General features: G+C 73.7%; 26 protein-coding genes and 1 pseudogene. 14 read left to right on the plus strand and 13 right to left on the minus strand.

The genetic code is table 11. The features are described 5' to 3' along the window. Window positions 1-7 precede the first annotated feature (7 nt). Together O2W16_RS08480 and O2W16_RS08485 are read right to left on the minus strand one after the other, a co-directional pair. Window positions 8-901 carry a polysaccharide deacetylase family protein gene (locus O2W16_RS08480; protein WP_269158376.1) on the minus strand — a complete coding sequence of 298 codons (894 nt, stop codon included), beginning with the start codon at window positions 899-901 and terminating at the stop codon, window positions 8-10. A gap of 49 nt (window positions 902-950) precedes the next feature. After that, window positions 951-1,919 (minus strand): asparaginase, encoded by a 969-nt coding sequence (locus O2W16_RS08485; RefSeq protein ID WP_269158377.1) that lies wholly within the window; start codon window positions 1,917-1,919, stop codon window positions 951-953. Window positions 1,920-2,391: 472 nt separating this feature from the next. On the opposite strand from O2W16_RS08485, the gene O2W16_RS08490 reads away from it, so the two are divergent. After that, the gene (locus O2W16_RS08490) at window positions 2,392-2,946 is read left to right on the plus strand and encodes a universal stress protein (RefSeq protein ID WP_269158630.1); all 555 of its coding nucleotides are present in this window, start codon (window positions 2,392-2,394) and stop codon (window positions 2,944-2,946) included. Window positions 2,947-3,065: 119 nt separating this feature from the next. Next, entirely contained in the window at window positions 3,066-3,335 is a 270-nt protein-coding gene (locus O2W16_RS08495) for a DUF4242 domain-containing protein (protein ID WP_269158378.1), read from the plus strand. Window positions 3,336-3,353: 18 nt separating this feature from the next. Here the strand turns inward: O2W16_RS08495 and O2W16_RS08500 are convergent, their stop codons facing one another. Beyond that, window positions 3,354-6,245, minus strand: a complete 2,892-nt coding sequence (locus tag O2W16_RS08500; RefSeq protein ID WP_269158379.1) for an ATP-binding protein — start codon at window positions 6,243-6,245, stop codon at window positions 3,354-3,356. A 208-nt stretch (window positions 6,246-6,453) separates the two neighbouring features. Here O2W16_RS08500 and O2W16_RS08505 point away from each other — a divergent pair, with 208 nt between their 5' ends. Continuing rightward, window positions 6,454-7,788 (plus strand): FAD-binding oxidoreductase, encoded by a 1,335-nt coding sequence (locus tag O2W16_RS08505; RefSeq protein WP_269158380.1) that lies wholly within the window; start codon window positions 6,454-6,456, stop codon window positions 7,786-7,788. A 38-nt stretch (window positions 7,789-7,826) separates the two neighbouring features. Beyond that, the gene (locus tag O2W16_RS08510; RefSeq protein WP_269158381.1) at window positions 7,827-8,192 is read left to right on the plus strand and encodes a cupin domain-containing protein; all 366 of its coding nucleotides are present in this window, start codon (window positions 7,827-7,829) and stop codon (window positions 8,190-8,192) included. On the opposite strand, the gene O2W16_RS08515 is transcribed toward O2W16_RS08510, so the two are convergent. Together O2W16_RS08515 and O2W16_RS08520 are read right to left on the minus strand one after the other, a co-directional pair. Next, the gene (locus O2W16_RS08515; protein WP_269158382.1) at window positions 8,180-8,353 is read right to left on the minus strand and encodes a hypothetical protein; all 174 of its coding nucleotides are present in this window, start codon (window positions 8,351-8,353) and stop codon (window positions 8,180-8,182) included. The genes O2W16_RS08510 and O2W16_RS08515 overlap by 13 nt on opposite strands. A 21-nt stretch (window positions 8,354-8,374) precedes the next feature. After that, entirely contained in the window at window positions 8,375-9,115 is a 741-nt protein-coding gene (locus O2W16_RS08520) for an alpha/beta fold hydrolase (RefSeq protein WP_269158383.1), read from the minus strand. Between O2W16_RS08520 and O2W16_RS08525 the strand changes: the two genes are divergently transcribed. After that, a complete protein-coding gene (locus O2W16_RS08525) occupies window positions 9,084-9,887 on the plus strand; it encodes a helix-turn-helix transcriptional regulator (RefSeq protein ID WP_269158384.1) in 804 nt (267 codons plus the stop codon). The genes O2W16_RS08520 and O2W16_RS08525 overlap by 32 nt on opposite strands. A gap of 22 nt (window positions 9,888-9,909) precedes the next feature. Here the strand turns inward: O2W16_RS08525 and O2W16_RS08530 are convergent, their stop codons facing one another. Together O2W16_RS08530 and O2W16_RS08535 are read right to left on the minus strand one after the other, a co-directional pair. After that, entirely contained in the window at window positions 9,910-10,596 is a 687-nt protein-coding gene (locus tag O2W16_RS08530; RefSeq protein ID WP_269158385.1) for an AfsR/SARP family transcriptional regulator, read from the minus strand. 167 nt (window positions 10,597-10,763) lie between these two features. Then, entirely contained in the window at window positions 10,764-11,477 is a 714-nt protein-coding gene (locus tag O2W16_RS08535) for a hypothetical protein (RefSeq protein ID WP_269158386.1), read from the minus strand. Window positions 11,478-11,747: 270 nt separating this feature from the next. Between O2W16_RS08535 and O2W16_RS08540 the strand changes: the two genes are divergently transcribed. The 3 genes and pseudogenes from O2W16_RS08540 to O2W16_RS08545 all read left to right on the plus strand — a co-directional run bounded on the left by O2W16_RS08540 (window position 11,748) and on the right by O2W16_RS08545 (window position 14,006). Next, window positions 11,748-13,169, plus strand: coding sequence for a DUF2252 domain-containing protein (locus tag O2W16_RS08540; RefSeq protein ID WP_269158387.1), 1,422 nt, complete (start codon window positions 11,748-11,750; stop codon window positions 13,167-13,169). Between the two features lie 235 nt (window positions 13,170-13,404). Further along, window positions 13,405-13,677, plus strand: a pseudogene (locus O2W16_RS21665) (SIMPL domain-containing protein); the annotation flags it as partial. A 26-nt stretch (window positions 13,678-13,703) separates the two neighbouring features. Next, complete coding sequence (locus O2W16_RS08545) at window positions 13,704-14,006, plus strand: SIMPL domain-containing protein (RefSeq protein ID WP_442928906.1); 303 nt, start codon at window positions 13,704-13,706, stop codon at window positions 14,004-14,006. An 81-nt stretch (window positions 14,007-14,087) separates the two neighbouring features. Here the strand turns inward: O2W16_RS08545 and O2W16_RS08550 are convergent, their stop codons facing one another. Both O2W16_RS08550 and O2W16_RS08555 read right to left on the minus strand, forming a co-directional pair. Next, window positions 14,088-14,840, minus strand: a complete 753-nt coding sequence (locus tag O2W16_RS08550; protein WP_269158389.1) for a DUF6544 family protein — start codon at window positions 14,838-14,840, stop codon at window positions 14,088-14,090. Window positions 14,841-14,854: 14 nt separating this feature from the next. Beyond that, window positions 14,855-15,079: a PLD nuclease N-terminal domain-containing protein gene (locus tag O2W16_RS08555; protein ID WP_269158390.1), complete on the minus strand. Its 225-nt coding sequence runs from the start codon at window positions 15,077-15,079 to the stop codon at window positions 14,855-14,857. A gap of 356 nt (window positions 15,080-15,435) precedes the next feature. Here O2W16_RS08555 and O2W16_RS08560 point away from each other — a divergent pair, with 356 nt between their 5' ends. The 3 genes from O2W16_RS08560 to O2W16_RS08570 are packed head-to-tail and all read left to right on the plus strand — an operon-like array spanning window position 15,436 to window position 16,526. Further along, window positions 15,436-15,675 carry a hypothetical protein gene (locus tag O2W16_RS08560; protein ID WP_269158391.1) on the plus strand — a complete coding sequence of 80 codons (240 nt, stop codon included), beginning with the start codon at window positions 15,436-15,438 and terminating at the stop codon, window positions 15,673-15,675. Next, on the plus strand, window positions 15,672-15,821 hold the full coding sequence (locus O2W16_RS08565) for a hypothetical protein (protein ID WP_269158392.1): 150 nt from the start codon (window positions 15,672-15,674) through the stop codon (window positions 15,819-15,821). The genes O2W16_RS08560 and O2W16_RS08565 overlap by 4 nt, the downstream gene beginning before the upstream one ends. 57 nt (window positions 15,822-15,878) lie before the next feature. Next, window positions 15,879-16,526: a class I SAM-dependent methyltransferase gene (locus tag O2W16_RS08570; RefSeq protein WP_269158393.1), complete on the plus strand. Its 648-nt coding sequence runs from the start codon at window positions 15,879-15,881 to the stop codon at window positions 16,524-16,526. A gap of 82 nt (window positions 16,527-16,608) precedes the next feature. On the opposite strand, the gene O2W16_RS08575 is transcribed toward O2W16_RS08570, so the two are convergent. Next, window positions 16,609-18,507: an amidohydrolase gene (locus O2W16_RS08575; protein ID WP_269158394.1), complete on the minus strand. Its 1,899-nt coding sequence runs from the start codon at window positions 18,505-18,507 to the stop codon at window positions 16,609-16,611. Window positions 18,508-18,717: 210 nt separating this feature from the next. On the opposite strand from O2W16_RS08575, the gene O2W16_RS08580 reads away from it, so the two are divergent. Next, window positions 18,718-19,671, plus strand: coding sequence for a helix-turn-helix domain-containing protein (locus O2W16_RS08580; protein WP_269158395.1), 954 nt, complete (start codon window positions 18,718-18,720; stop codon window positions 19,669-19,671). A 22-nt stretch (window positions 19,672-19,693) separates the two neighbouring features. Here O2W16_RS08580 and O2W16_RS08585 read toward each other — a convergent pair whose 3' ends face one another. Then, window positions 19,694-20,398 carry a TPM domain-containing protein gene (locus O2W16_RS08585; protein ID WP_269158396.1) on the minus strand — a complete coding sequence of 235 codons (705 nt, stop codon included), beginning with the start codon at window positions 20,396-20,398 and terminating at the stop codon, window positions 19,694-19,696. Between the two features lie 394 nt (window positions 20,399-20,792). On the opposite strand from O2W16_RS08585, the gene O2W16_RS08590 reads away from it, so the two are divergent. Further along, entirely contained in the window at window positions 20,793-22,100 is a 1,308-nt protein-coding gene (locus tag O2W16_RS08590) for a heparan-alpha-glucosaminide N-acetyltransferase domain-containing protein (RefSeq protein WP_269158397.1), read from the plus strand. A gap of 41 nt (window positions 22,101-22,141) precedes the next feature. On the opposite strand, the gene O2W16_RS08595 is transcribed toward O2W16_RS08590, so the two are convergent. Then, entirely contained in the window at window positions 22,142-22,315 is a 174-nt protein-coding gene (locus O2W16_RS08595; protein WP_269158398.1) for a hypothetical protein, read from the minus strand. Beyond that, complete coding sequence (locus O2W16_RS08600) at window positions 22,312-23,592, minus strand: glycerophosphodiester phosphodiesterase (protein WP_269158399.1); 1,281 nt, start codon at window positions 23,590-23,592, stop codon at window positions 22,312-22,314. Before O2W16_RS08600 ends, O2W16_RS08595 begins: the two co-directional genes overlap by 4 nt. 124 nt (window positions 23,593-23,716) lie before the next feature. Here O2W16_RS08600 and O2W16_RS08605 point away from each other — a divergent pair, with 124 nt between their 5' ends. After that, the gene (locus O2W16_RS08605; RefSeq protein ID WP_269158400.1) at window positions 23,717-25,651 is read left to right on the plus strand and encodes an acyl-CoA dehydrogenase family protein; all 1,935 of its coding nucleotides are present in this window, start codon (window positions 23,717-23,719) and stop codon (window positions 25,649-25,651) included. The last annotated feature ends 74 nt before the right edge of the window (window positions 25,652-25,725 follow it).

Consider the following 25,725-nt stretch of genomic DNA (forward strand, 5'->3'; position numbering starts at 1 on the left):
CGCCGGATCAGCGGGGCCCGCCACCGCCACGGGGTGAGCGGCTCAGGAAGTCGTCGGCGATCTGGTCGAAGGTCGCCCAGCGGACGCCGTCGTGACCGTTGATGTGCTCGATGAGCCGTTCCAGCATGAGCAGCACCTGCGGGCGTCCGGAGACGTCCGGGTGGATGGTCATGGTGAAGGCCGCCTGGTCCATCTCCCGGTGGACCCAGTCGAACTGGTCCCGCCACATCTGCTCGATGTCCCGCGGGTTCACGAACCCGTGGCTGTTGGGGCTGGACTTCACGAACATCATCGGCGGCAGGTCGTCGAGGTACCAGTTGGCCGGGATCTCGACCAGGTCGGTCTCCTCCCCGCGGACCAGCGGCTCCATCCAGCTCTCCGCCGACGCCGAGTAGTCGATCTTCGTCCAGGAATCGCCGACCCGGACGTGGTAGGGCTCGAAGTCCCGGTGCATCAGCGAGTGGTCGTACTTGATGCCGCGCTCGAGCAGCAGCTCGTTGGTGACGCCGCTGAACTCCCACCACGGAGCCACGTAGCCGGTGGGACGGCGCCCGGTCTTCTCCTCGATCAGCTCGATGCAGCGGTCGAGCACCGCCTGCTCCTGCTCGCGGCTCATCGCGATCGGGTTCTCGTGGCTGTAGCCGTGCACGCCGATCTCGTGCCCGGCTGCGACGCAGGCGTCGAACTGCTCCGGGAACGTCTCGATCGAGTGCCCCGGCCAGAAGAACGTCTGGGTCAGGCCGTACCGCCGGAACAGCTCCAGGATGCGCGGGACACCGACCTCACCGGCGAACACACCCCGGGAGATGTCGTCGGGGGAGTCCTCCCCGCCGTACGAGCCCAGCCAGCCGCCGACGGCGTCGATGTCGACGCCGAAGGCCACGAGGATCTCCTTGCTCATCGTCGTCACGCTCCTTCACACAGGTCGGCCCCGGACCGGGGCGGTGGGGTCAGACGGCGAGGTGCTGGGCCAGCACCCGCTGCGGGTCGTCGGGGGCGAGGGCGAGCGCTGCGGCCAGGAGCAGCCGGCCCTGCCACGGGCTGAGATCACCGGCGAACACGGCACCGCCCCGGGCCAGCCGGGCACCTCCGGCGGCGTAGACGGGCGCGACGGGACCGGCGGGCACCCGGGAGCAGACCAGGACGGGGACCCCGCGGGCGACGAGGTGCTCGGTGGCTTCCGCGATCGCCGGGGGGACGTTCCCCGCGCCGAGCGCCTGCAGGACCAGCCCGGCGGCGCCGGCGGTGACCGCGGCGTGCAGCAACGACGCGTCCGCACCGAGGTGGCAGGCCACGACGTCGACGCGGGGCAGCTCCGCCCGCAGGTCGAGCGGGAGGGGCGCCGGTCGCGCGGTCCTGCCCAGCGGCAGCACCGACTCGCCGGCCAGCCGGATCGCCGGCCCGCGCCCGGGCGCCCCGAACGCACCGCTGCGCAGGGTGTCTGTCTTGCGCACCCCGCGGGCGGCGAAGGCGAGGCCGTCGAAGCAGACCAGCACCCCGAGGTCCCGGGCGGCGGGTGCGGAGGCGACCCGCAGGGCGTCGGCGAGGTTGTGCGGACCATCGGGGGCCGGGCTGTCGAACGGGCGTTGCGCGCCGGTGAAGACGATCGGGCGCGGGTCGTCGTGGACCAGGTCGGCGAGGTACGCGGACTCCTCCATGGTGTCCGTGCCGTGGGTGACGACGACGCCGTCCACGCCGTCGGCGAGGCAGCGGCGGGCCGCTGCCACCAGGCTCTGCGCGTCCGACGTCGTCAGGGCGAAGCTGGCGACGGTGCCGAGGTCGCTGGTCGTCACGGTCACCCCCGCCGGGGCGTGGGCGGTGGCGAGCAGCTCGGCGGCGGGGGTGACCGCCGCGAGCCCGTGCGGCCCCTGTCGGCTGGCGATGGTGCCGCCCGTGGCGAGCAGGTGCACCCGTCCCATGCGACCTCCGTCCGGGCCTGGTGCCGGCCCCGGGGCGACGACGTGTCCCACGGTCCTCCGTCCACCGCCGGTCGGCGACCGGAGGTGCCCCGGCCTCCTTCGCCCTGACCTCGCTCACCTGCTTGTGCCTGGGTGCCCTCAGCGGCGTCGCGGTGGACCGCTACGGCCCTCGGCGGGTGCTGCTCGTGGGTGCCGTCGCCCTGGGCGCCGGTCAGGACCAGGTCATCGGCGGGCCACGGGCCCTGGTGGGGCGGGGGCCGGCGGAGGACCATCAGTCCATGACGGTGCCCCGGACGGCCCAGCGGACCGGCGTCCCGGTCGTGTTCCCGCCGCAGGACCGACCGGCCCGGGACGCCGAGCAGGACACCGCCGGGCCAGGTGCCGAACGGTGTTGCCGGATCGAGGAGGTGGCGTGGTGTACGACGAGGAGGTGAGCCTCTACGCCGACGTGGCTCCGGCCGAACCCGAGGTCATGCGTGGTCCCCGGGTGGTGGCAGCCGTCGACGGGTCAGGGGGCTCGAAGGCAGCACTGAGGTTCGCACTCGAGGACGCAGCACGGCGTGGCGTGCCGGTCGAGGCCGTGATCGCCTACCGACCGCCTGAGTTGTGGGTGGACTACGACGGGATCGGCTCGCCCGAGGAACGACGACTGCACGACACGCTACGCAGCCAGGGCGAGGAGACGGTCCGCGCCGCGATCGACGAGGCCGCCCGCGAGTTCGACGGTCCGCTGCCCGAGGTGCAAGTCCGCGCTTCGCTGGGTTCGCCGGCAGACGCGCTCATCCGCGAGTCGCAGGGCGCGGACCTGCTGGTCGTGGGCAGCCGCGGTCACGGCGGCTTCCACACCATGCTGCTCGGCTCGACGAGCATGCAGTGCGCGATGCACGCCGCCTGCCCGGTCACCGTGGTCCATTCCACCGAGGCCCACAGCCACCGGTTGCGTCTGCACCGCGAGCGACAGGACCAGCGGCCCGGTGAGCGGCGAGGCCGGGCCGACGCGTCGTCGGAGGCGGAGCCGCCGGGCTGAGAGCGCATCACCGGCCGGGTGCACCCGTGGCCGGAGCACGCGAGACGATGGGCGTGCGCAGGCTGGTCCCACTGGGCGCGCCGGCGGGTACGGTCGGACCCCCGTCGAAGGGCCGGCCGATGCCCGTCTTCATGATCGAGCGCAGGTACGCCGACGACCTGGAACTCAGCGTCGACGAGGTGGACGGCGTCAACCGGATCAACGCCGATGAGGGCGTCGAGTGGCTGTACTCCTTCCTGTCCGCCGACAAGCGCAAGACGTACTGCCTCTACGAGGCCCCCTCGGCCGAGGCGATCCGGCGCGCCGCCGTCCGCGCCGGGCTGCCGGCCGACGTCATCGTCGAGATGACGGCGATGGTGCGGCCCGACGGCACGACCGCGCCGCTGTGACTGCCTGCCTCTGCGTCCCTACCGCTGGTCGAGCAGCCCGTGGGCGGCGGCGTACATGGCCGCCTGGGTCCGGTTCCCGGAGTGGGTCTTCGCCAGGATGCTGCGCACGTGGTTGGCAGCGGTGTTCTCGCTGATGACCAGGCGCTGGGCGATCTCCCGGTTGAGCAGGCCCTCGCCGAGCAGTCGGAGCACCTCGGTCTCCCGTGGTGTCAGGCCGCCGGGACCTCGCGTCGGTCCTGGTGACCCCGGCACGCCGAGGGGCCGCAGCGCCCGGCGGAGCGCGAGGGGGCCGGCCAGCTGCCGGGCCCGTCCGACCAGCTCCTCCAGCTGCCGGGGGCTCGCGCCGGTCCGGCGGCCGTGCACCACCAGCGCCACGAGGGTGTGCACCTCGTGCACGGTCGCGGCCATCCGGACGTCCATCTCCAGCGCCGAGGCCAGCAGGTCCGCCGCTCCCGCCTCGCCCAGCAACGAGTCCACGGCACCGAGGTAGCGGTCGGCGCTGCCGAACACGGCGACGAACTGACCGGCGACGAGGTTGGTGCCGGTGTACTCGGCCAGCATCGGCCGCAGCGTCCGCGCGGCGGCCTCGTCCGCCAGGAAGAGCGCCGCCTCGGTCGCGTAGACCAGGACGCAGGGCCACTGGGCGGAGTCCTGGTGCCGGGTCAGGCGGTCGTCGAGCAGCCAGGCGAGCAGGCGTGCCGCGGGCCGGGCCAGCTCCAGCTCCGTGTAGAGGGCCAGCAGGCCTGGCGCCCAGTGGTCCTCCGGGCGCTCGTCGCCGGTGATCAGCGCGCGCACCTGCTCGACGGCCCCGCTCTCCCTCCGGACCATGTAGCTCTGCACCGCGCAGGGGCCCTCGGTGTCGTCGCTGCCGAACGAGGTGCCCAGTTCCAGCAGGAGGTCGCAGGTGCGCTGCGCCGCGGTGAGGTCCCCGGCGACGAACTGCCGCGCATAGCTCATGCACCCGGCCATGTAGTCGAAGAAGGTCTGCCCCGTGGCCCGGGCCATCCGGATCAGGTCGTCATGGGCTTCCGCGAGGGCGACCGGCTCGCCCTGCAGGTAGGAGATCACCCCTCGGTAGTAGGCCGCCGGGCCCAGGTGCCCCATCGCCCCGGTCCGGTGGGCCAGCCGGGACAGCTCCCCGGCGCGGTCGAACTTGTCCGGTGCGTCCTCCGGGCGCAGCCCGTTCCAGAGGCTGGCCTGCAGCGCGTCGGCGAGCAGCTCGTCGTCCCCGTGCGCCCGGGCCAGCGCGATCGCCCGCCGGCCGAGGGAACCGGCCTGCTCCGTGGCGCCGGTGAACGCCAGGGCCCGGCCGAGACTGGCCAGGCCGCGGACGTAGCCGGGGTCGGCAGGGTCCGGCTGGACCCCGGCCAGGGCGTCGGAAAGCAGCTGCACCGCTCGGTGCCCGGGCAGGCCGGGCCGCCAGGAGGCGTCCTCGAAGAGAACGGCACCGGTCAGCCGTGCGTCGGCGTCCACCGCATGGACGGCCACCTCTTCGGCGAGGGCCCGGGCGCGGGCGAAGTCCCCGGCCAGGAGGTGGCTGTCGGCGGCCGCCAGCACCAGCCCGCTGCGTTCGGGACCGTGGTCGACGAGGCCGGCGGCCTGCTCGAACCAGCCCGCGGCGTCCTCGTGGGCCAGGCTCCGCGCGGCCGCCCGGGCGGCCGCGGTGAGGTACTGCACCGCCTTCCCGGCGTGGCCGAGGGCCTGCGACTGCGCGTAGTGGAAGGCCAGCTGCTGGGTCCGCCGCTCCGAACCCGGCGCCGTGCACTCGACCGCACGCGCGACCGCTGCGTGCAGGTTGAGCCGGCGGGAGGCCGGCATCAGGTCCAGCACGGCCTGGCGGGACAGCGCGTGCGGGAACCGGAGGACGTCGTCCGTCGGGGGCACGGGCTCGAGCAGTCCGAACGCGACGGCCTGGTCCAGCGCCGCCAGCGTGGTCTCCCGGCCCCACTCCGCTGCCGCGAGGACCGTCGCGACACCGACGTCCTCGCCCACGACGGCGGCCAGCTCGACGGTCTGGCGCTCGGGCGCCGTCAGCTGCTCCAGCCGGTCGAGGATCGTGTCGCGGACCGAGGCCGGCGCCTTCCGTGCCGCCATGCCGGGGAGGAGGCCGCCCCGCGCGGAGTGGTCGCGCACCAGCTCGCGGAGGAAGAACGGGTTCCCGCCGGTCTGGTCCCGCAGCACCGTGGCGGCCCGCCGTGCCGCGCGCGGGGAGAGCCGGCCTTCCGCCACCAGGTACTGGGCGATGTCCTCGGCGGCCAGGCCGGCCAGGTCCAGCCGGCGGACCCCGTCGAGCCGGTGCAGCTGCGCGATGGTGCGGAGCAGGCCGGCGGAGCGGTCCGGCGCCGTCGTGCGGTGGGTGGCCAGCACGAGCACCGGGCAGTCCGCCGTCCGCTCGACGAGGTGGGAGAGCAGCTGCAGCGCGGACGGTCCGGCCCAGTGCAGGTCCTCCAGTGCCAGGACCAGCGGCTGGCGGGCGGTGACGTCGCAGACCGCGTCCACCGCCGCGTCGTACAGCGTCCGCCGGTGCGCGTGGGAGGGGACGTCGGCGTCGTCCGGCGGGCTCCGCCCGGCCAGGGTCGACAGCCGCTCGTCGTGGCGCGGTTCGGTCCGGGTGCCCAGCAGCGCCTCGAGCGGTGCACCGAAGGGCTGGTACGGCGGCCCGAACTCCGCCGCGCACGTGCCGACCAGGACGGCTGCCCCGTGTCCGTGCAGCGTCGTGGCCACCTCGGCCAGCAACCGGGACTTGCCGGCACCCGGCTCCCCACCCACGAAGACCACCTGCCGGCTCCCCGCACGGACCGCCGACCAGACCTCCTCGAAGGCGCTGAGCTCGGCCCACCGGCCGACGAAGGGCGGGCGCGCGGGGGCTGACCAGCGCGCCGGGAGCGGTGGTGGCGCCCAGCCGGACACGGAGCCGACGCTAGCCCTGCCCGGTCTCGGCGTCGATGACCAGAACTGACCATGCGCGGCCGGCGGACACAGTCACGCACATCTGGTCATGTGCGCCCCGGCCCGCCGCTCCTAGCGTCGGGTGCACACCGCGGATCCGCGGCGCACCGGCATCCAGCCCCGAGGGGGAGCCATGGCCGTGCCAGCACTCGACAGCCTGACGACACAGGTGGACGGACGCGTCGTCCGGCCGGGGGACGAGGCCTACGAGGAGGCCCGGCACGTCTACAACGCGATGATCGACGCGCACCCCGCGGCGGTGGTCCGCTGCATGGGCACCGCCGACGTGGTGGCGACCGTGCGCTGCGCGGCCGAGAGCGGCAGTCCGCTGGCCGTGCGCGGTGGGGGCCACAGCGTGCCCGGCTTCGGCACGGCGGACGACGCCGTCGTGGCGGACCTGTCGGGCATGCAGGCGGTGGACGTCGACGACGAGATGCGCACGGCCACCGTCGGGGGCGGCGCCACCTGGGGCCGGTTCAACGACGTCACCGCCGCGCACGGCCTGGCGACGACCGGCGGGATCGTCTCCACGACCGGCGTCGGCGGCCTGACCCTCGGCGGCGGCATCGGCTACCTGGCCCGCGGCTACGGCCTCTCCTGCGACAACCTGCTCTCGGCCGAGGTGGTGACCGCCGACGGGACGGTCGTGACCGCGAGCGCGTCGGAGCACCCCGACCTGTTCTGGGCGCTCCAGGGCGGTGGCGGGAACTTCGGTGTGGTCACCCGGTTCACCTTCCGGCTGCACCCGGTGACCACCGTCCTCGGCGGGCCGATGTTCTTCGAGCTGGCCGACGGGCCGGCGGTCCTGGCCCATTTCCGGGACTTCATCCGGACGGCGCCGCGGGAGTACGGCGGCTTCCCGGCCTTCCAGATCGCGCCGCCGTTGCCGTTCGTGCCGGAGGACCGGGTGGGGGAGCCGTTCGTCGCCGTCGTGTCCTGCTGGACCGGCTCCGCGGCGGAGGGGGAGCAGGTCCTCGACGGTCTCCGGCAGGTCGCCCGTCCGGTGGCCGAGCACGTCGGCCCGATGGCCTACGCCGCGCTGAACAGTGCTTTCGACGGGCTGGTGCCGCCGGGGCTGCAGCACCACTGGAAGGCCGCCTTCGTCCGCGAGCTGACCGACGACGCGATCGCCGCGCACATGGAGCACGGGCCGAAGGTGCCCACCGTGAACTCCACCGTGCACCTCTACCCGATCAACGGCGCCGTCCACGACGTGGCGGCCGACGCCACGGCGTTCGGGCACCGCGACGCCTCGTTCGCGCCGGTGATCGCCGGCATGTGGCCCGATCCCGCGGACAACGAGCGCAACACCGCCTGGGTCCGCGAGTACCACGCGGCGATCGCGCCGCACTCCGAGGAGGGCGGCTACGTCAACTTCGCCTCGGCCGACGACCAGTCGCGTGCCGGTGCCAACTACGGCGCCAACCACGCGCGCCTGCGGGAGGTGAAGCGGCGCTACGACCCCGACAACCTGTTCCACCTGAACCAGAACATCCAGCCCTGACCCGGTGCCCGCCGCGGCACCCGAACCGAGGAGACGACATGCGCGTCATCGACCGCACGGACCTGCCCATGGCGATCCAGGGCGGAGGCGTGGAGTTCCGGACCGACCGGGCCGGGGAGAACAGCATCGCCTGGGTCCGGCTGCCGGCCGGAGCAGACCTCCGGCCGGGTCTGGCCGGCCTCCCGGGCGATCTCTGCCCCTGCCCGCACTGGGGGTACATGATCTCCGGCCGACTGGTCATGCACACCGCGGACGGCGACTCGACCTACGAGGCAGGGCAGGCCTTCTACTGGGCACCCGGGCACGCACCGGAGGCGCTCGAGGACTGCGAGTACCTCGACGTGTCGCCGACCAGCGAGCTCGAGGAGGTCGTCCGCCACCTGCAGGGCGGTCAGTCGGCGTAGAGCTCGTCGACCACCGCCTTGGCGAGTTCGACGGCGGGGTCGGTGCCGTTGGGTGCGGGTGCGATGGAGGCACCGTCCTCGACCCCGAGGTCGTGTGCCTCCTGGTCGCCCGCGCTCGGGGGCAGCACGATGCGCTCGACCGGCTGACCCCGCGCCAGCACCAGGTGCTGGCAGCTCGCGCGTCAGCCGACCTGGGAGGCTGCGGAGCGGATCGCGTCCGCGAGGTCGCGGGGACGGCTCCACATGGGCCAGTGCCCGGTGGGGAGGTCGATGACTTCGAGCTGCTCGAGGTCGGCGACCTCGGCGAACACGGGGTGTCCGGCGCGGGCCAGCTCCAGCACCTGCGCGCTCGGGATCGAGCAGCACACGAGCGTGGTCGGGACGCTCCGGCGGGCGTCGTTCGTGAGCTGCACGGGCTGGCGGAGCACGGGACGGGGCTCAGGGACGGCCCTGGCCCGGAAGCGCTCGAGGACCTCCGGGCTCAGGCCCTCGAGGCTGGCCTGCTCCCCGAGGACGTCGAAGGGCGGCAGCGGCAGCTCCTGCGGTGCGCCCGGCACGTCCGGAGCGAGGGCACCTCCCGGCGCCACCGGCCCGGAGTCGACCCACACCACCCGGTGGACGAGCTCGGGGTGCCGGTCCAGGACGAGGCTGACCGGGGCGTTGGCCCCACTGTGAGCGACGAGCACCGCAGGCTGGTCCTCGCTGACGCCGGCCCGTGCCATGACCTGCTCGATCGCCGCTGCTTGGTCGTCGAGGGTCTTGGACGAACGTTCGGGATCCTGCTCGTCCAGTCCGGGGAGCGTCATCGGGATCGCCGGCCAGTCGTCGGCTGTCAGGTGTTCCAGCACCTCGTCCCATGCCCAGGCGCCCAGCCAGTGGCCGGCGATCAGGATGGTGGTCGGGCTGCTCGTCGTCGTGGTCATGCCCCGATGCTCCGGGGCCGTCTGGACAGCTGTGTGTCACCATCTCTGTCATGGTCTTCGTGACGTCAGGACGGTGAAGCGAGCGGAACGGCTCCACGCACTGTCCGAGATGCTGCGCCGCAACGGCGCGCGAGGATGCACCGCCGAGCGGCTGGCGACCGAGTTCGACGTGTCCGTGCGAACGGTCAAGAGAGACCTGGCTGCGCTGGAGAACAGCGGCGCGCCGATCTGGTCACGTCCCGGACCCGGCGGTGGCTACGGATGGACCACGGGCAGGTCCCTGCCGCCCGTCAGTCTCTCCCCGGCCCAGGCAGTGGCGCTCCTGGCGGCTGTCTCCGCTGCCCCCGACGCCCCCTACAGCGATCTGGCCTCAGCCGCCGTGCAGAAGATCGTGGACGTCCTCGATCCCCTGACCCGAGCGAAGGCCGACGAGCTGGCGCACCGGGTCTGGGTCAACGCGCCACCGTCCAGATCGCGCGCCGTCAGGTCGGCGCTGGAAGCGGCGATGGCCGAGCAACGAGTGGTCCGGATCCGCTACACCTCGCGCGAGGGCACCACGACCACCCGCGACGTCGAACCGGTGTTGTTCGCCTCCACGAACGGCCAGTGGCACCTGGTCGGCTGGTGCCGGCTGCGCGACGCCATGCGGTGGTTCACCCTGTCCCGCATCGAGCAGGCCAGCACGACCACGATCGCCTGCGACGGCCACACGATCGACGAGGTCGGGACACCCCCGGCGAACGCCAGACCCGTACACGGCCGCAGCGACTGAGCCACTCGATCGACGTGTCCGGTCAGTGCACCTGGGGGACGGCGGGGGAGGCCGGGGCCGGGCCGGCGAGGGTGGGGTCCGCGGCGAGGACCCGCCCGTGCAGCCGCCGCAGCTCACAGCCCGGCTCGAGACCGAGTTCGTCGAGCAGCAGCCCGCGGATCTCGGAGTAGCTGCGCAGCGCCTCCTCCGCCCGGCCCAGGCGGTGCTGAGCGAGCATCCGCAACGCCCAGAGCCGCTCGCGCAGCGGCGTGTCCGCCAGACCCGGGCCCACGGCGAGCAGTGCCCGCGCGGGCGAGCCGGCGCGGAGGAGGGCCTCGGTGAGCAGTTCGCGCAGCTGGTCGCGGACCTCGGTCAGCCGGGCCACCGAGGCGACGGCCCACGCCTCGTCCGCGAAGCCGGCGTACGGGCGGCCACGCCACAGGTCCAGCGCCTCCTCCGCCGTCCGGGCTGCCCCGCCCGCCCGGCCGTCGGCGAGCAGCGCGCGGGTGGCCTCGGCGGACGCGGTGAACCGCGCCGAGTCGATGCTCGCGGCCCCGGGCACCAGCCGGTACCCGCCGCGGTCGTGGCGGAGGACCGCCGACGGTGAGCCGCGGTCGCGGTGCGGTTCCAGGACCTTGCGCAGCCGCCAGATGTGCGAGTCCAGGGTCGACGGCGACCGGGCCGGGGCCACCGGGAGCAGCGCCTCGACGAGCCCCGCCGCACGGAGCACCGCCACCACGGCGGCGGCCAGGCCGAAGGAGATCCCCCACGAGGCGCGCGCGCCGGCCGGCGTCCTCGCGGAACAGGCGCAGGTCGATCTCGTGAGCCGCCGGCGCCGGCCCCGGACGGGACCAGCGCCGGCGGCCGACGGATGGACGAGGCCCCCTCAGGGCCGGGTCAGCGCAGCACGCCGCACGCCGCAGGATCGGTCGCCTCGGCCGGCAGCGAGGGGTCGAGCTCGCTGGCGCCTGCGGAGGCGAAGTCGTACCGGCCGTTGTGGTTGTAGTCCACGCCGTGGATCACGACGACGCCCTCCCCGTCCCGGATGGCGTCGGCGATCTGCTTGGCAGTGCCGGTCCCGCCTGCCCCCGGGTAGCCGGTTCCGGCGACGTCGGTGAACTCGATCTTGTCCCGGCTGTAGTGCAGGGCGCCGTCCGTCGAGACCGGGAAGCGGCTCACCGCCAGCGCCGATGCCGGGCTCGTGTCGCCCGTCGTGGTCAGGGAGACGACGATCGGGCCGTACGCCGGCAAGCCGTCGACGGTGCTGAGCCGCGAGGTCCCGGCCTCCCCGCGGGTGTTGGTGGCATCGGCCAGGGTCGGGCACTCGTTGCGAGCGTCATCGCCGTAGTGGATGTGCATGGCATGCGGCGCGTCCGGGCTCAGGCCGTGGGCCTGGACCTCGATCGAGCGGATCAGCTGGTTCCGCACGACCGCGCTTGCGGTGCCCGTGGCGCCCGAGTCGTTGAGCTCGTGGAGCGAGGCGTCGAGCTGCACCGTCTTGGCCTGCCCGGGCGGGCTCGACGGGTGGGCGCTGGCGGCCGGGAGGCCGAGCAGCATGCTGCCCCCGAGCAGCCCGGCGGTGGTGGCGGTGATGAGCAGTCGCTGGTTCATGAGGAGCTCCCTGGTGGTGGTGTGGTGCTACAGGGCGTTCGCAGACCGGACTGCTGCGGATGGGAGAAATGTGACGCAGATCGCAGGGCGGTGACCCTGTCGGCGCGTTGCACCTCTGCGTGATGAGACGCGGACGGGAATGGTGGCCGAGGTGGGTGCGGCCGGCCGGCACGGTCGCCCGACTCCGTCCGGTGGCCCTGACGGTCGTCAGGACGGGTAGGAGGATGCACCGAGGGCCGAGCACGGCCCGTCGAGTGTCTGGGGTGGCCGGTGGACGGTGGACGAGAGAACGGGCACGTCGTGCTCACGGCAGCCGACGGCGAGGGCTACGGCTCGCTGCGTCGTCGCGCCACACCCCGCGCGGAGCGGTACGCCCTGGGGCGGTCGTTGCGCAAGCAGGTGCCCCGCTCCGCGCTCGGGCAGTGGACGGCTCCGCTCGACCGGCCCGACGTCGTCGACCAGGTCCGGGCCTCCCACCTGGGGCGGGTGGAGCGGCTCGTCCCCGTGCGGGTGGCCCGGATGGCCGCCTCCCCCTACGGCTTCCTGCGGGGCACGGCGGTGGTGATGGCCGCAGACCTCGCCGGTCTCCCGGCCACCGGGATCCGGCCGGTTATCTGCGGGGACGCCCACCTGGGCAACTTCGGCTTCTACGCCTCCCCGGAGCGCGACCTGGTCATCGACCTCAACGACTTCGACGAGGCGCACCCGGGCGGCTGGGAGTGGGACCTCCGCCGGCTGGCGGCGAGCGTCTGGGTGGCCGGCCGGCAGAACTCGGCCACCGAGGAGCAGTGCGAGGACGCGGTGGCGTCGATGGCGCGCCGTTACCGGGAGCACGTGCGTCGACTGGCCGGGGAGCCGTTGCTGGCGCGGTCGTTCGAGCGGTTGGACGTCACCGGGCTGCACACCACGGTGGGGGAGGAGTCGCTGCAGAAGGAGATCGAGCGCGCCGCGCGGCGGGCCCGCAAGCGGGTGAGCGACCGGGCGCTGCCCCGGTTCACCGAGGAGCGGGAGGAGGGACGGCGGATCGTCGAGGAGCCCCCGTTGATCACCCGGCTCGACCAGGACGAGGTCGCCGCGGTGGCCGACGGGCTGGACGGCTACGTCGACACGCTGCCGTCCCACTGGCGACGGGTGCTCAGCGGCTACACGCTCGTCGACGTCGCCCACAAGGTCGTCGGGGTGGGCAGCGTGGGGCTGCGCGCCTACGTGGCGCTGTGCGAGGGGAGCAGCCCCGACGACGTGGTGTTCCTGCAGCTGAAGCAGGCCCGCCGGTCGGTCGTGGCCGAGCACGTCCACGGCGAGTCGGCCTGGCACGCCCACCAGGGGCAGCGGGTCGTGGAGTACCAGCAGGCGCTGCAGACGGTCAGCGACCCGCTGCTGGGCTGGACGACGATCGGGTCGCGGCAGTACTACGTCCGCCAGTTCAGGAACATGAAGGGCACCATCGCGATCGACTCCCTCGACGCCGCCGCGCTGAGCGACTACGCGGGGGTCTGCGGCCGGCTGCTGGCCAAGGGGCACGCCCGGACCAGCGGCGCGTCGATGATCGCCGGCTACCTGGGCAAGTCCGACAAGGTCGACGTGGCGCTGTGCCGGTTCGCCCGCGCCTACGCCGACCAGACGGAGCGGGACCACGAGACGCTCGTCCAGGCGGTCGCCCACGGGGCCCTGCCCACCGAGCCGGGGGCATGACCGCAGGCACCAGCAGAGAAGGGGCTGAGCGGTGGAACCGCCGGTGCGGGTGACGCGTTGACCACGGGACACAGTCGGACACCGTTGGACACCGGAGGCTCCCGTGTCCCATCGCCGCATCCGCCACCTCCTGCTCGTCCTCGTGACCGTCGTGGCCACGGTGGCGGCTGTCGCCCTCCTCGATCGCCCGCAGGCCGTTCGAGCCGCACCCGCGGAGCCCCCGCCCGGCGCCGCTGTGCAGGTCGAGGGGGTCGGCACGGCCACGGGCGCACCCGACGTCCTGCGGGTCACCGTCGGCGTCGAGGCGACTGCCGAGACGGTGCAGGAGGCCCTCGACCAGGCGGACGCCGCGGTGCTGCGCATCTTCGAGGCGCTGCGCGCCCAGGAGGTGCCCGAGCGCGATGTCCAGACGGTGAGCTTGTCCATCGACCAGGCCTACGCCGAGGACCGGCGGGAACCGACCGGGTACACAGCGCGGCAGGACCTCGCGGTCACACTGCGCGACGTCCAGGAGGCAGGGGGACGATCGGGGCGCTGGTGGACGCCGGCGGTGACGCTGCTCGACTGCGGGGTGTCTCCTACGCGCTCGAGGACGACGCGGGCCTGGAAGCGGAGGCCCGGGCGGAGGCCCTGGCCGTCGCCCGGCAGAAGGCCGAGCAGTACGCGGAACTGACGGGCCGGGAACTCGGCGAGGTCGTGGAGATCCGGGAGCAGGTGTCGTCGCCCGGTCCCATGCCGTTCGCGGGCGCCGACGCGGCGGTGGCCGAGGCGGTGCCGCTGGCTCCCGGGTCGTCGACCGTGGCGGTCACGGCTCAGGTCCGCTGGTCGCTGCGCTGACCGGCCCCTGGAACGGGCCTGGCCAGGACGACGTCGGCGAGAGGGAGGCATGGTGCGCCGGTGCGGCGTCCAGCACGTCGGTCAGGAGAACGTGGCGGAGGTGATGCGGGCCCGGAAGAACTCTCCTTCGGCGGCCCGGTCCGTGCCCCACCACCAGCCGGCGCGCAGCGCCGACGGGAGGGTGATGCCACCGAAGGTCGCCTCGGCCTCGACGGCGACGCCGAAGGGGTGGCGGCCGTACGGGGCACCGCCCGGGTTGCCCCAGCGCTGCAGGACGGCCTCCCGCAGGCGTCCGTCGGCGCCGATGCGGAGCGTGGTGCGCTCGTCCGATCCGGCCAGTCGCCAGCACATGACGGTCGTGTCGGGCTCGTCACCCGCCGTCCAGTCGGCGTGCCGGAAGACCGTCGGCAGGAGGACCGCTTCCCCCGCCAGTCGGCCGGCGGCGCTCCGGGACACGTCCGGGCCGCTGGAAGACAGCACCGGCACCACACCGAGCAACCGCCACCGCATCTCCCCGGTGGTCCCGCTGTACCGGTCGTAGCCGGTCACCGGCAGGCCGGCGACCCGCGCCTGCGCCGCCCAGATGAACCCCGACGGCGGGGTGAGCACCTGCCGGGCGGTGAACGGCCGCCAGCTGCCCAGCCGGATCTGCCCCTCCATGCGCAGCTCGACGGCCTCCCACAGCGGCGTGCCCGGAGCGATGGCATGACCGAGCCAGCGGCGGGCCGGTTCCGGGAGCCCGGCGAGCATCCCGGGGTCGAAGACCTCTGTCGCCGCCCTCCCGATGGACAGTCGGTCCCACTCCTCCCGGACGCGCCGGGCGGCGGCCGGCACCTGCCGGGCGTCCCTCACCGGATGGCCGCCCGGCGGTCGCGGCGGCCCCAGCGGAACCAGGCGAGCGGGCCGACCCAGTTCACGGCGATCAGCAGCGCCCAGCGCAGCTTGCTGCCGGTGACCTGCTCGGCGGGGCTGGTGGCGAGGTCCGCCCACGCCGACGCGGTGACGGCGGCCTCCAGCGCCTGCATGCGCTCGTCGAGCGCCGCCGTGGGACCGGGTGTCGTCGAGCCGTTCATCGAACCTCCGTCGGGTCGTCGTGACCCGAGCCTCCGCAGGCCCCGGCGTGCCCGCGCGGGTCAGCGGTCCTGCCGGCCGGGGACCAACGGCCCGATCGCCGTCGGCACCGCAGCGGGGAGCTCCGCGTCGGGCGCCCCAGGTCGGGCGGCCCCCGGCCCCGTCGGCGGTGGCCGTCACCGTGCACCGACCGTCCGTCCATCGGCGGCCCGGACAGGGACCAAGGGCCGTGTGCGGACGGTCGGATCCGCAGGAGAGTCGAACCGGGCGCGGGCCCTCGCGTCCGGACGGCGACGGAGGAGGACCGATGAGGACCAGGAGGACGGCGAGGAGTGCACCGTGCCCGAGGTCGGTGTCCGTGCAGGGGGTGGCGGTGCGGCGGGTGGCGACCGGCGCCGGGGCAGCGGGTGCGCTGGCGGTCGGGTCGTTCGCACTTGGCGCGCTGGCGGTGGGCGCACTGACGATCGGACTGGTCCGGGTCGGGCGGCTGACGGTGCGGCGCGCCGACATCGGCGACCTGCGGGTGGCCCGGCTGGAGATCGGGGAGCTGGTGCGCCCCGCGGCAGCGGAGCACGGCTCGGCGGAGGTGCAGTGGTGACCGGGGACGCCGGTGCGATGCGCGCCACCGGTTCCGGGATGGGCGTCCGGGTGGACGTCCCGTTCGCGGACGCCGTCGAACGCACCCGGGCCGCGCAGGCTCGGGACCGGCTCCGGGCAGCCCTGCACACGGTCGCCGCGGGCTGATCCCGGCCAGCCCCGCCCGGCTTCCCGAGTCGCGGGGCTGCGCGGGATCCTGGAATCGTGCCCTCCGCTCCCGCTGCTGTCCACCATCCCGTCTTCGCCCGGGTCTTCGGCCGGCTGGCCGCGGCGGGGGAGCGGTCCGGGCTGGCCGAGGTCCGGAGCAGGGTGCTCGCCGACGTGGCCGGCCGGGTGCTGGAGGTCGGAGCGGGGTCCGGGGTCAACTTCGCGCACTACCCGCCCGCGGTCACCGAGGTGGTCGCCGTCGAGCCGGAGCGGTACCTGCGCGGACTGGCAGAGCAGGCGGCTGGACGAGCGGCCGCGCCGGTCCGCGTGGTCGACGGCATGGCGGAGGCGCTGCCCGCCGGCGACGGCGAGTTCGACACCGCCGTCAGCACGCTGGTCCTGTGCAGCGTGGCCGACCAGGCGCGCGCGTTGTCGGAGCTGCACCGAGTGCTGCGCCCCGGCGGGCGGCTGGTCTTCTGGGAGCACGTCCGGGCCGAGCGGCCGCCGCTGACGGTCGTGCAGGACGCCCTCGACCGCACCGTGTGGCCGCTGTTCGCCGGCGGGTGCCACGTCGGACGCGACACCGCCGCGGAGATCACCGCGGCCGGCTTCGCCGTGGAGCACATGGAGCGCTGCCGCATGCCCGACACCCGGGTGCCCCTGCCCATGGCGCCGCACGTCATCGGCACGGCCCGGCGGGAGTAGCCGGCCTGCTGGCGGGACCAGCGGCGGGGGAGGCGGCGCCGTGCCGAGCGCGGCGCCGCCTCCGCCTACCCGTCGCAGTACCTCATGCGCGGCCGCTGGGCTGCCGGGACATCAGCTCCTCGTTGGCGCGGCAGCAGCACCCGGCGCCCTTCGTGCTGCACGCCACCGACGACTGGTGCCGGTAGGCGGCGACCTTCGCGGCGCCGGCCTGCGCGGCCGGCGCCGTCGACGTGGTGGCGTCGTACACCACCTGGCCGCCGAGCACCGTGCCGATGACCTGGTGCCCGGTGATCTCCTCCGCGGTCCTCGCCTGGAGGAGGTCGCCGTCGAGGACCGTCACGTCGCCGGCGAAGCCGGGCCGTAGCTGCCCCTTCCAGCGCTCGGCGTGGTCCTGCCAGGCCGGGGTGCAGGTGTAGGAGCGCAACGCCTCCTCGATCGTGATGGCCTGGTCGATGCCGCCCACCTTGCCGTCGAAGCCCAGGCGGGTGACCGCGCCGGCGACACCGATGAGCCAGTCGGGGGTCACCACAGCAGCGTCGGACGCGCTCGACGCCTTGACGCCGGCGTCGAGGGCCGACCGGAAGGGCCACTGGTAGTCGACGCGCTCCGGGCCGATGGTGGAGTCGAAGAAGCGGCTGTAGACCTGCTTGATCGTCGGGTTGAAGCTGACCCCGATGTCGTTCGCGGCCATCAGCTCCAGCGTCCCCAGCGGCGTGAGGTCGCCATGGATGACGTAGTGGCGCAGCGCGTTGGTCCTCGTGGCGAGGTACCCCGCGACGACCGCGTCGATGGCCGCGTCCCCGGTGGCGTGGGTGCCGACCTGGAAGCCGTTCGCCGCGGCGACCGCGATGATGGCCCGCAGGGACTCCAGGCGCTCGGCGTCGTCCTCCCCGGCGCTGAGCAGGTGGCCGTTGCGCCCGTCGAGGAACGGTTCGTACAGCCACGAGGTCGCGGCGTCGGTGGGCACGCCGTCCGCGATCACCTTGACCTCGCCGACCCGCAGCATGCGCGGGTCGACGTCGCGCGTCGACGTGAGGCCGCTCAGGGTCTCCTGGAGCGCGGCGGCCGTCTGGCCCGCCCGGAGCATGAGGTTGAACCGCAGCTTCAGCGAGCCGTCCCTGATCTTGCCGCGGTAGAGCTCCACCTGGTCGAGGCCGACGCCCGGGTCCGTGACGCTGGTGATGCCCAGCGAGTGCAGGACCGAGGCGGCGAACTCCATCGCCTCGGAGATCTCGGCCGGCGTGTACGGGGGGACGGCGGCGGCCACGAGACCGCTGGCGGACTCGCGGAAGATGCCGGTGGGCTCACCGGCGGCGTCCTTCTCGATGGTGCCGCCGGAGGGCGTGGGGGTGTCCCGCGTGATGCCCGCGAGCTGCATCGCCTTGGAGTTGGCGGCCAGCGCGTGGTGGGAGATGTCGGACATGTAGACCGGGTGGTCGCCGGACACGGCATCGAGGACGTCGCGGGTCGGCAGCCGGTCCAGCCGGGTGCCGTCCCACCCGCTGGCCCGGATCCACGAGTCCGGCGTCGGTGCCTCGGCGACGGCCTGCGCGATGACCGCCGCGATCTCTGCGACCGTCGGCTTGGCGACGTCGTAGCTGTAGATCTTCGGGCCCGCGAAGCCGAAGTTGCTCGCCTCGAAGCCGAACCCGTTGAAGTGGAGGTGGCCGTCGTTGATGCCCGGCAGGACCGTGCCCCCGGCGGCGTCGACCACGTTCGTGCCGCGGTGCACGAGCCTGGCCATCTCCCGGTTGCTGCCGACCGCGACGATGAGCCCGTCCTTCATCGCCACCGCCTCGGCGCAGTCGCGCCCGCGGTGCATGGTCAGGACCTTGCCGTTCATGACCACGGTGTCCGCTCCCCGACGGGACCGGGGACCGGCGTGTGCCGCGGTCGGGCTCGCGACGGCGAAGCCCGTTGCTGCGGCGACGCTGGCGGCGACCTTGAGTGCGCTGCGGCGGCTGATCTGGTGTTCGTCCATGGATCGCTCTCATCCGTCGAGTCGGCCGATGTGCCTCGTGCGCCAACTGCGATCCCGATCGAGCGGCTAGGTTCGCGCTTGCGAGGTGTCCAAGTTCATACGGGGGAGAGCCGTCCCCGGGATCAGACCGTGCCGCCCCGGACGAGGGCAGTGCCGCCGGGGTCAAGGTCGCTGGGGGTCATCGACAGCATGGACCGAGGACGACGACCGGTGCGGGTGCTCGAGGGCTACCTCGACTCCCGCCGGGGAGACCACCGAGCACGCGACGCCGTCGTCGTGCAGTGCGACACCGACGTCCGGGTCGCGCGGCAGTGGCGGATGCGGGACGTCGACTGCTGTCTGCTCGAGGGGGGCGTCATCGACGTGGCGCCGTACCGGCCCGAGCCGGTCGCGGCGGTCGTCGCCGAGAACCCCGGGTTCGTCTTCGGCTACGTCGTCGCCGGGGCGATGCGGGTCACCCAGGACCGTCGGGCGGTGGAGCTGGGGAGCGGGCAGGTCGCCCTGTACGACGGGGTGACCCCGTTCGCCCTGCACTCGGAGGCGCCGCACCGGTACCTGGTGGCGCACGTCCGCGACCAGGCACTGCGCATCCGCCGGGACGACCGCGACGCGCTCGTGGCTCGCGACCTGTCGGCCTTCGCCGGCGCCGTCGCCCTGGGCGCCCTGCTCGCGACGATGGTCGATGCGGACCGGCCTCCGCCGCCGGCGGCCGGTCAGCACCTGGGCGACGCCGTGCTCGCGTGCCTGGCCGCGATCGTCGCCGAGTCCCGGGGCACGGCGGTCGGAGAACGGTCCACGATGCTGTTCAGCGAGCTCACGGACTGGCTGGACGTCCGGCTGGCCGACCACCTGCTGACGACCGAGGCCCTGGCAGCCGAGCACTTCCTGTCGACCCGCTACATCCGGAAGCTCTTCGCCGACCACGGGACGACGGTCACGGGGTACGTCCGGACCAGGCGGCTCGAACGCATCCGCGAGGAGCTGCTGCACCCGAGGAACGCCGACGTCCCCGTGTCGACCATCGCGGTGCGGTGGGGCTTCCGGGACCCGAGCGTGTTCTCCCGGGCGTTCGCCCGGGAGTTCGGGCAGGCTCCGCAGAGCTTCCGCAGGACGGCGTTCCAGCACGGCCAGGCCCCTCCGTCGACGGGGCACCGGCGGTCCTGACCCGACCCGGGCGTGCGCGGGGCTACCGGGTCGAACTGCTCGAGGCGTTGCGGCGGGAGAGGAGGTGCCCGCTCAGGAGCACGACCGCGAAGACGCCGATCACGACCAGCGTGGTCGCCCCCGACCACGGCAGCGTGCTCCCCGGCCCCTCGTCGCTCGTCGCCATGGTGGTGTCCGTCGACGTGTCGGAGCCGCCCGTGGTCCCGGACCCGGCCGGTGTCTCGGAGGCCGCCGGTGTCTCGGAGCCGGCCGCCGGCGTCTCCGAGCTCGTCGGCGTCTCGGCGAGGGACCGGAGCTGTTCGGTCAGCGTGACGACCGCCTGGGTCCAGTCCCGCGCCGCCAGGTCCGGCCCCACCTCACTGGCCAGCGCGGCGTCGACGTCGGCCACGGGCAGCGGGAACCCCTCGGCCACCCACCACCCGTAGTCGTAGGTGCCCCCTCCGACGGCCACGGCGAGGAGGAGGTCCGAGTCACCGAGTCCGGACAGCTCGGCGGTCCGTCGAGCCCACTCACCGGCCGGCACGGCGTCGAAGTCGGAGACGAAGACGGTGTGGAGACCGATGTCGCGTTCGGCCTCCAGCCGGTCCACGGCCTGCTGGAGGACCTGTCGACCGGCGGCGCCGATCACGACGCTGTCATCCGTGAGCTGACCCGACACCTGCCTCGGCGGGCCGGCCGACGCCGGCCCGGCAGCGAGGAGGACGAGCACCAGTGCACCGAGGACCATCCATGTCCTGCGCATCCCACCATCTCCAAGGTCCATCGAGGCCGAGCTCCCGTCGGAGCGGCACGTCCAGTCAACGTGAAAGCCGATCACGGGTCGGTCGACCCGTGCAGGGTTCGGCGTGGCCGCCGCTCCCGGATGGGTCGGGCCCTCACCGGACCGTTCCCGTACAGGGGACGTCCGGGGACGGGACGTGGATCGGCCGGATCGGACATCCATCGGGTGACCGCGCTGCGAACGCCCTTGTGCGAGGGACGACGACTCGGTCATGGCACCGGGTCGGGGACGCCCAGCCAGGTGCGGAGAGTGAGCAGATGTCGTCACGTGACAGCGGGACCAGCCGGTGAGCGCCGAACCGGAGACCGCACCGTCCCCGCCGCAGAGGTCGGGATCGACGGTGACCGCGGCGCCGGCTGTGCGGGAGTCCGTCGGCGGCGTCCCGGGGCTCCCGCACGCGTGCGACCCGGTCCCGGCGGGCGACGTCTCCGGGACGCCGTCGAGCATCGCGGAGTCGCTGCGGTCGACGCCCCGACTGGTCGGCATCGACGCTGCCCGTGGCCTCGCCCTGATCGGGATGATCGCGGTGCACCAGTTCGCAGCGACCGATGCGGACGGGACGGCGTCCCTGGCCTGGACCCTGGCGGCAGGCAAGTCGGCGGCGCTGTTCGCCCTGCTGGCCGGGGTCGGCATCGCCTTCACCAGCGGTGGCCGCCGGCGACGGCCGACCGGACGGACGTGGACGGCCCAGGCGGCGTCGCTGCTGGTGCGCGCCCTGATCATCGGCGCGGTGGGGCTGGCCCTCGGCCACCTGGTCCCGACGGACTCGGCCGGGGTGATCCTCCCGTACTACGCCGTCCTGTTCGTGCTGGCCGTCCCGCTGCTGTCCCTGTCCAGCCGTGCCCTGGTGGTGCTGGCGACGGTGATCGTGCTCGCCGTGCCCGTCCTCAGCCATCTGCTCCGAGCCGGCACCGCACCGGTGGTCGTCCCCAACATGACCGTCACCGACCTGGTCGACCACCCACTGCAGGTGCTGATCGAGCTCACTGTCACCGGTCAGTACCCGGCGCTGGCGTGGCTGGCCTACCTGTGCGTCGGGCTCGCCGTCGGTCGCGTTGCGCTCTCCAGCCGGGCAGTCGTGGGGGCGGTGATCCTGGCCGGTGGCGCACTGGTCGCCGCCGCGATGGCCGTGTCCTGGCTGCTGCTCGACGTGTTCGGCGGTCGCGCGCGGCTCGATCAGGTGGCCCTGCAGTCGATGACGCCGCAGGAGTACGCCGACGTCACGACGTCCGGGTGGAACGGGACGACGCCGACGGACACCGGCTGGTGGCTGGCCACGATGGCGCCGCACTCCGGCACGTCGCTGGACCTCACGTACACGATCGGCGTCGCGCTGGTGGTGCTCGGGGCGTGCATCCTGCTCGGGCGCATGACGACCACGCTGCTGCGGCCGCTGGCCGCAGCGGGGAGCATGACGCTGACCCTCTACTGCATGCACCTGGTGATGCTCAGCGCGCCCGCCGTCCCCGGTGGGCCGACCGGCTTCCTGGTGCAGCTCGCGGTCGTGGTGGGGTTCGCCCTCCTCTGGAGCCGCGCCCACGTCCGAGGCCCGTTCGAGGAGATCGTCGCCGAGGCCGCCGGCGCCGTCCGCAGGAAGGTCCTGGACGCGCCGGCGGCGAGACACCGTGGCGCCCACCGCAAGGGCTGAGCCCGGGGTGACGGGTCTCGTGTCACGGACCTCCCGGTGCCTCAGGCGCTCTCGTCCGCCTCGGCGGACACGACGGCGTCCTCTCGACTGCGGAACGGCCCTGCGGTGCGGCCGTCCGCGCGGCGGGTCCACCGGTAGCCGTCCGGGGTCTGCTCGATGAGGTAGCCGTCCGGGTCGGCGGGGCCGTGGCCCGGGCGCTCGTACGGGTCGGTCATGACAACACCACGTCCCGGAAACGGACCCCGGCGAATGCGCTGCCGAGGTGGACGACGGGCACGGGTCGGCAGGTGGCGTCCGCCACCGTCAGCGTCTGGCCGGCGGTGTCCGTGCGGGTGAAGGTCAGTTCCGAAGCGGTGACGGTGATCCGCAGCTGGACGTACGTGCCCGGCAGCGGCGCCGTTCCCCCCGTCGAGGACGCCAGCGTGGTGGCGACGCCGTCGACCACCCGCTGGACGTCCAGGCTGCCGTCTCCCCGCACGGTGAAGAGGTAGCCGTTGACGCCGGGCGATGACCGGGACGACGGTCGATACGGGTGGTCGTCGGTGCTCAGGAGCACGGACCCACCGCTCCTGCGGCACGTCCCGTCCACCCGCACGTCGAGGTGCAGCGTGAACACCGCCGGGTCCAGCGGTGCGAGGAAGCCCATGAGCGTGGAGTGGACGGTGTCGGAGACGTCGAGGCCCCACGACGAGTCGTCCGGGTGGAAGCGGCCGCGGCTGGTGTCCGGGAGCATCCCGGGCAGCCAGGTCTGCCGGGCGAACAGGTCCGAGGCGCGGCGGCCCGCGTCCCCGGCGATGTAGCGGGGGTCGTCGGAGAAGATCGCGTCCACGCCGGCGGCGATGACGTCGTCCCGCTGGTGTCGGCGGTTCACCGTGTAGCAGGCCACCTTGACCCCTGCCGCATGCGCCGCCGTGCAGATCGCCGAGGTCAGGCGGCCCGCCGGCGGGCCGATCCAGCCGATGCCCTCGGCGGCGGCCCGGGCGACGTCGGTGCTGCCCAGCCAGATGACGCCCCACCCTCGGGAGCGGGCCAGCCGGCAGTCGGTGAGGGCGAAGGACTGGAGCAGCACGGACGCCGGGCTGATCCCGTGCCGCTCGAGCGCGTCGATCATGGGCCCCATCGCGTCGCCGCTCTTGGCCTCGGCGCAGAGGAGGACGCGATTGCCGAACTCGGTGAGCACGTCCTCGAACAGCGGGGGGCGCAACCCGTCGGGCCAGCCTCCGCCGAGGATGACCGAGGCGTCGATCTCGAGCTGCTCCCAGGTCACCGACGTGTGGTCGGCGACGTTCCCGCTGGAGGTGGTCATGCGGTCCACGGTGCCGTCGTGCATGACGCCGAGACCGCCGTCGGCGAGCGTCACCACGTCCTGCTCGAGGACCTCCAGCCCCTGGTCCACAGCGAACCGGTAGCCCTCCATCGTGTGCTCGGGCACCTGCAGGGACCCGCCGCGGTGGGCGATGACGAACGGCCGGCTCAGGTCGGCGAAGTCCACGCGCGACCTTAAGCCCGCCGCTCGGGCCCGCGCGCCGGCGGGCACGACCACCGCCGCCCTGCTGCTCTCACCGACGGCGCCGAGAACCGTTGTCCAACGAGGGGCGCAGGGGTGATGCTGGTGCATGGCGTCGCAACCGTCGTACGAGCGGTCGAAGCAGGTCGCCGAGTCCAGTCGCGAGACCGAGTGGACCCAGCCGTCGTTCGGCAAGCAGCTGTTCCTCGGCGACTTCCGGCTCGACCTCGTCCACCCGCAGCCGGAGCTCGACGTGGCCGCGGTGGAGAAGGGCGAGGCGTTCCTCGAGCGCCTCCGCACGTTCCTCACCGAGCACGTCGACCGGCAGCGGATCGAGCGCGAGGCGAAGATCCCCGACGACGTCCTGCGGGGCCTCGGGGAGCTGGGCGCGCTCGGCATGAAGATCCCCGAGGAGTACGGGGGCCTGGGGCTGAGCCAGGTCTACTACAACCGGGCGCTGGCCATGGCCGGCACGTGGCACTCGTCGATCTCGACGCTGCTCTCCGCGCACCAGTCGATCGGCCTGCCCGAGCCGCTGCGGCTGTTCGGCTCCGAGGAGCAGAAGCGCCACTGGTTGCCCAAGCTGGCCAGGGACCACATCTCGGCGTTCCTGCTCACCGAGCCGGACGTCGGCTCGGACCCGGCGCGGATGAGCACGACCGCGATCCCGACCGACGACGGCACCGGCTACCGGATCAACGGCACGAAGCTGTGGGCGACCAACGGCGTCATCGCCGACGTGGTCGTGGTCATGGCCGTCGTCCCGGGGTCGGACGGCCATCGGGGCGGCATCACCGCGTTCCTCTGCCCGTGCGACCGCGCGGGCATCACGGTCGAGCACCGCAACGAGTTCATGGGCCTCAGGGGCATCGAGAACTCGGTGACCCGCTTCGACGACGTCTTCGTCCCCACCGACGACGTCATCGGCGGCGAGGGCAAGGGCCTGCGGATCGCGCTCACCACGCTCAACACCGGCCGCCTGTCGCTGCCGGCGTTCTGTTCCTCGGCGGTCACGTACTCGCTGAAGATCGCCCGCGAGTGGTCGGCCGAACGGAGGCAGTGGGGGCGGCCGATCGGTGAGCACGACCCGGTCGCGCAGAAGCTCGCCTGGCTGGCGGGGACGGCGTTCGGCCTCGAGGCGGTGCTCGACGTGTCCAGTCGCCTGGCCGACGACAAGCGCAACGACATCCGCATCGAGGCCGCCCTGGCCAAGCTCTACTCCTCCGAGCTCGGCTGGACCGCCGTCGACGAGATGGTCCAGATCCGCGGCGGTCGCGCCTACGAGACCGCCGAGTCGCTCGCTCGGCGCGGCGAGAAGCCGGTGCCGGCCGAGCAGCTGCTGCGGGACATGCGGATCAACCGGATCTTCGAGGGGTCCACGGAGATCATGCACCTGCTGATCGCCCGCGAGGCCGTGGACGAGCACCTGAGGGTCGCGGGGGACCTGGTGCTCGGGGACGCCCGCCCAGTCGACAAGGCCAAGGCCGCCGCGAAGGCGGGGACCTTCTACGCCCGGTGGCTCCCCACGCTGGCCACCGGCGCCGGGCAGCGCCCCGGCTCCTACGCCGAGTTCGGGGAGCTGGCCAGGCACCTGCGCTACGTCGAACGCCACTCCCGCAAGCTCGCCCGCTCGACCTTCTACGCGATGGGCCGACACCAGGCCCGCCTCGAGCAGAAGGGCCACCTGCTCGGCCGGATCGTCGACATCGGCGCCGAGCTGTACGCGATCTCGTGCGCCTGCGTGTACGCGGACACGATCGGGAGCGAGCAGCCCGCCCGCGGCAAGGAGGCCGCCGAACTGGCCGACCTGTTCTGCCGTCAGGCCCGTCGTCGCGCCGATCGGCTGTTCGCGGAACTGTGGGACAACGACGACCGAGACCAGTACCGGGCCGCCCAGCAGGTGCTCTCCGGCCGCTACGCGTGGTTCGAGGAGGACGTGCTCGACCCGGCCGGTGACGGCCCGATGATGCCGACGCACGAACCACCGGCAGCCGAGCAGTTCGACGAGCCTGCGCCCACGGCGCCGGCCGCGCCCGCCTCGTAGCGAGCTGCGGGAGCGGAGACCGATGAGCTGGGCGGGCCCGCACCGTCTGGACTCTCGTCACGCAGCGCACGAGG

Origin of the sequence: Modestobacter sp. VKM Ac-2984, assembly GCF_026967985.1 — a bacterium.
In the GTDB taxonomy this organism is placed as follows: domain Bacteria; phylum Actinomycetota; class Actinomycetes; order Mycobacteriales; family Geodermatophilaceae; genus Modestobacter.

What these genes read in the sequence shown, in the direction of transcription:
- O2W16_RS08480 (WP_269158376.1), bottom strand. Translation starts at nt 901, where the DNA reads ATGAGCAAGGAGATCCTCGTGGCCTTCGGCGTCGACATCGACGCCGTC.
- O2W16_RS08485 (WP_269158377.1), bottom strand. Translation starts at nt 1,919, where the DNA reads ATGGGACGGGTGCACCTGCTCGCCACGGGCGGCACCATCGCCAGCCGA.
- O2W16_RS08490 (WP_269158630.1), top strand. Translation starts at nt 2,392, where the DNA reads ATGCGTGGTCCCCGGGTGGTGGCAGCCGTCGACGGGTCAGGGGGCTCG.
- O2W16_RS08495 (WP_269158378.1), top strand. Translation starts at nt 3,066, where the DNA reads ATGCCCGTCTTCATGATCGAGCGCAGGTACGCCGACGACCTGGAACTC.
- O2W16_RS08510 (WP_269158381.1), top strand. Translation starts at nt 7,827, where the DNA reads ATGCGCGTCATCGACCGCACGGACCTGCCCATGGCGATCCAGGGCGGA.
- O2W16_RS08525 (WP_269158384.1), top strand. Translation starts at nt 9,084, where the DNA reads ATGGTGGTCGGGCTGCTCGTCGTCGTGGTCATGCCCCGATGCTCCGGG.
- O2W16_RS08520 (WP_269158383.1), bottom strand. Translation starts at nt 9,115, where the DNA reads ATGACCACGACGACGAGCAGCCCGACCACCATCCTGATCGCCGGCCAC.
- O2W16_RS08535 (WP_269158386.1), bottom strand. Translation starts at nt 11,477, where the DNA reads ATGAACCAGCGACTGCTCATCACCGCCACCACCGCCGGGCTGCTCGGG.
- O2W16_RS08555 (WP_269158390.1), bottom strand. Translation starts at nt 15,079, where the DNA reads ATGAACGGCTCGACGACACCCGGTCCCACGGCGGCGCTCGACGAGCGC.
- O2W16_RS08575 (WP_269158394.1), bottom strand. Translation starts at nt 18,507, where the DNA reads ATGGACGAACACCAGATCAGCCGCCGCAGCGCACTCAAGGTCGCCGCC.
- O2W16_RS08585 (WP_269158396.1), bottom strand. Translation starts at nt 20,398, where the DNA reads ATGGTCCTCGGTGCACTGGTGCTCGTCCTCCTCGCTGCCGGGCCGGCG.
- O2W16_RS08595 (WP_269158398.1), bottom strand. Translation starts at nt 22,315, where the DNA reads ATGACCGACCCGTACGAGCGCCCGGGCCACGGCCCCGCCGACCCGGAC.
- O2W16_RS08605 (WP_269158400.1), top strand. Translation starts at nt 23,717, where the DNA reads ATGGCGTCGCAACCGTCGTACGAGCGGTCGAAGCAGGTCGCCGAGTCC.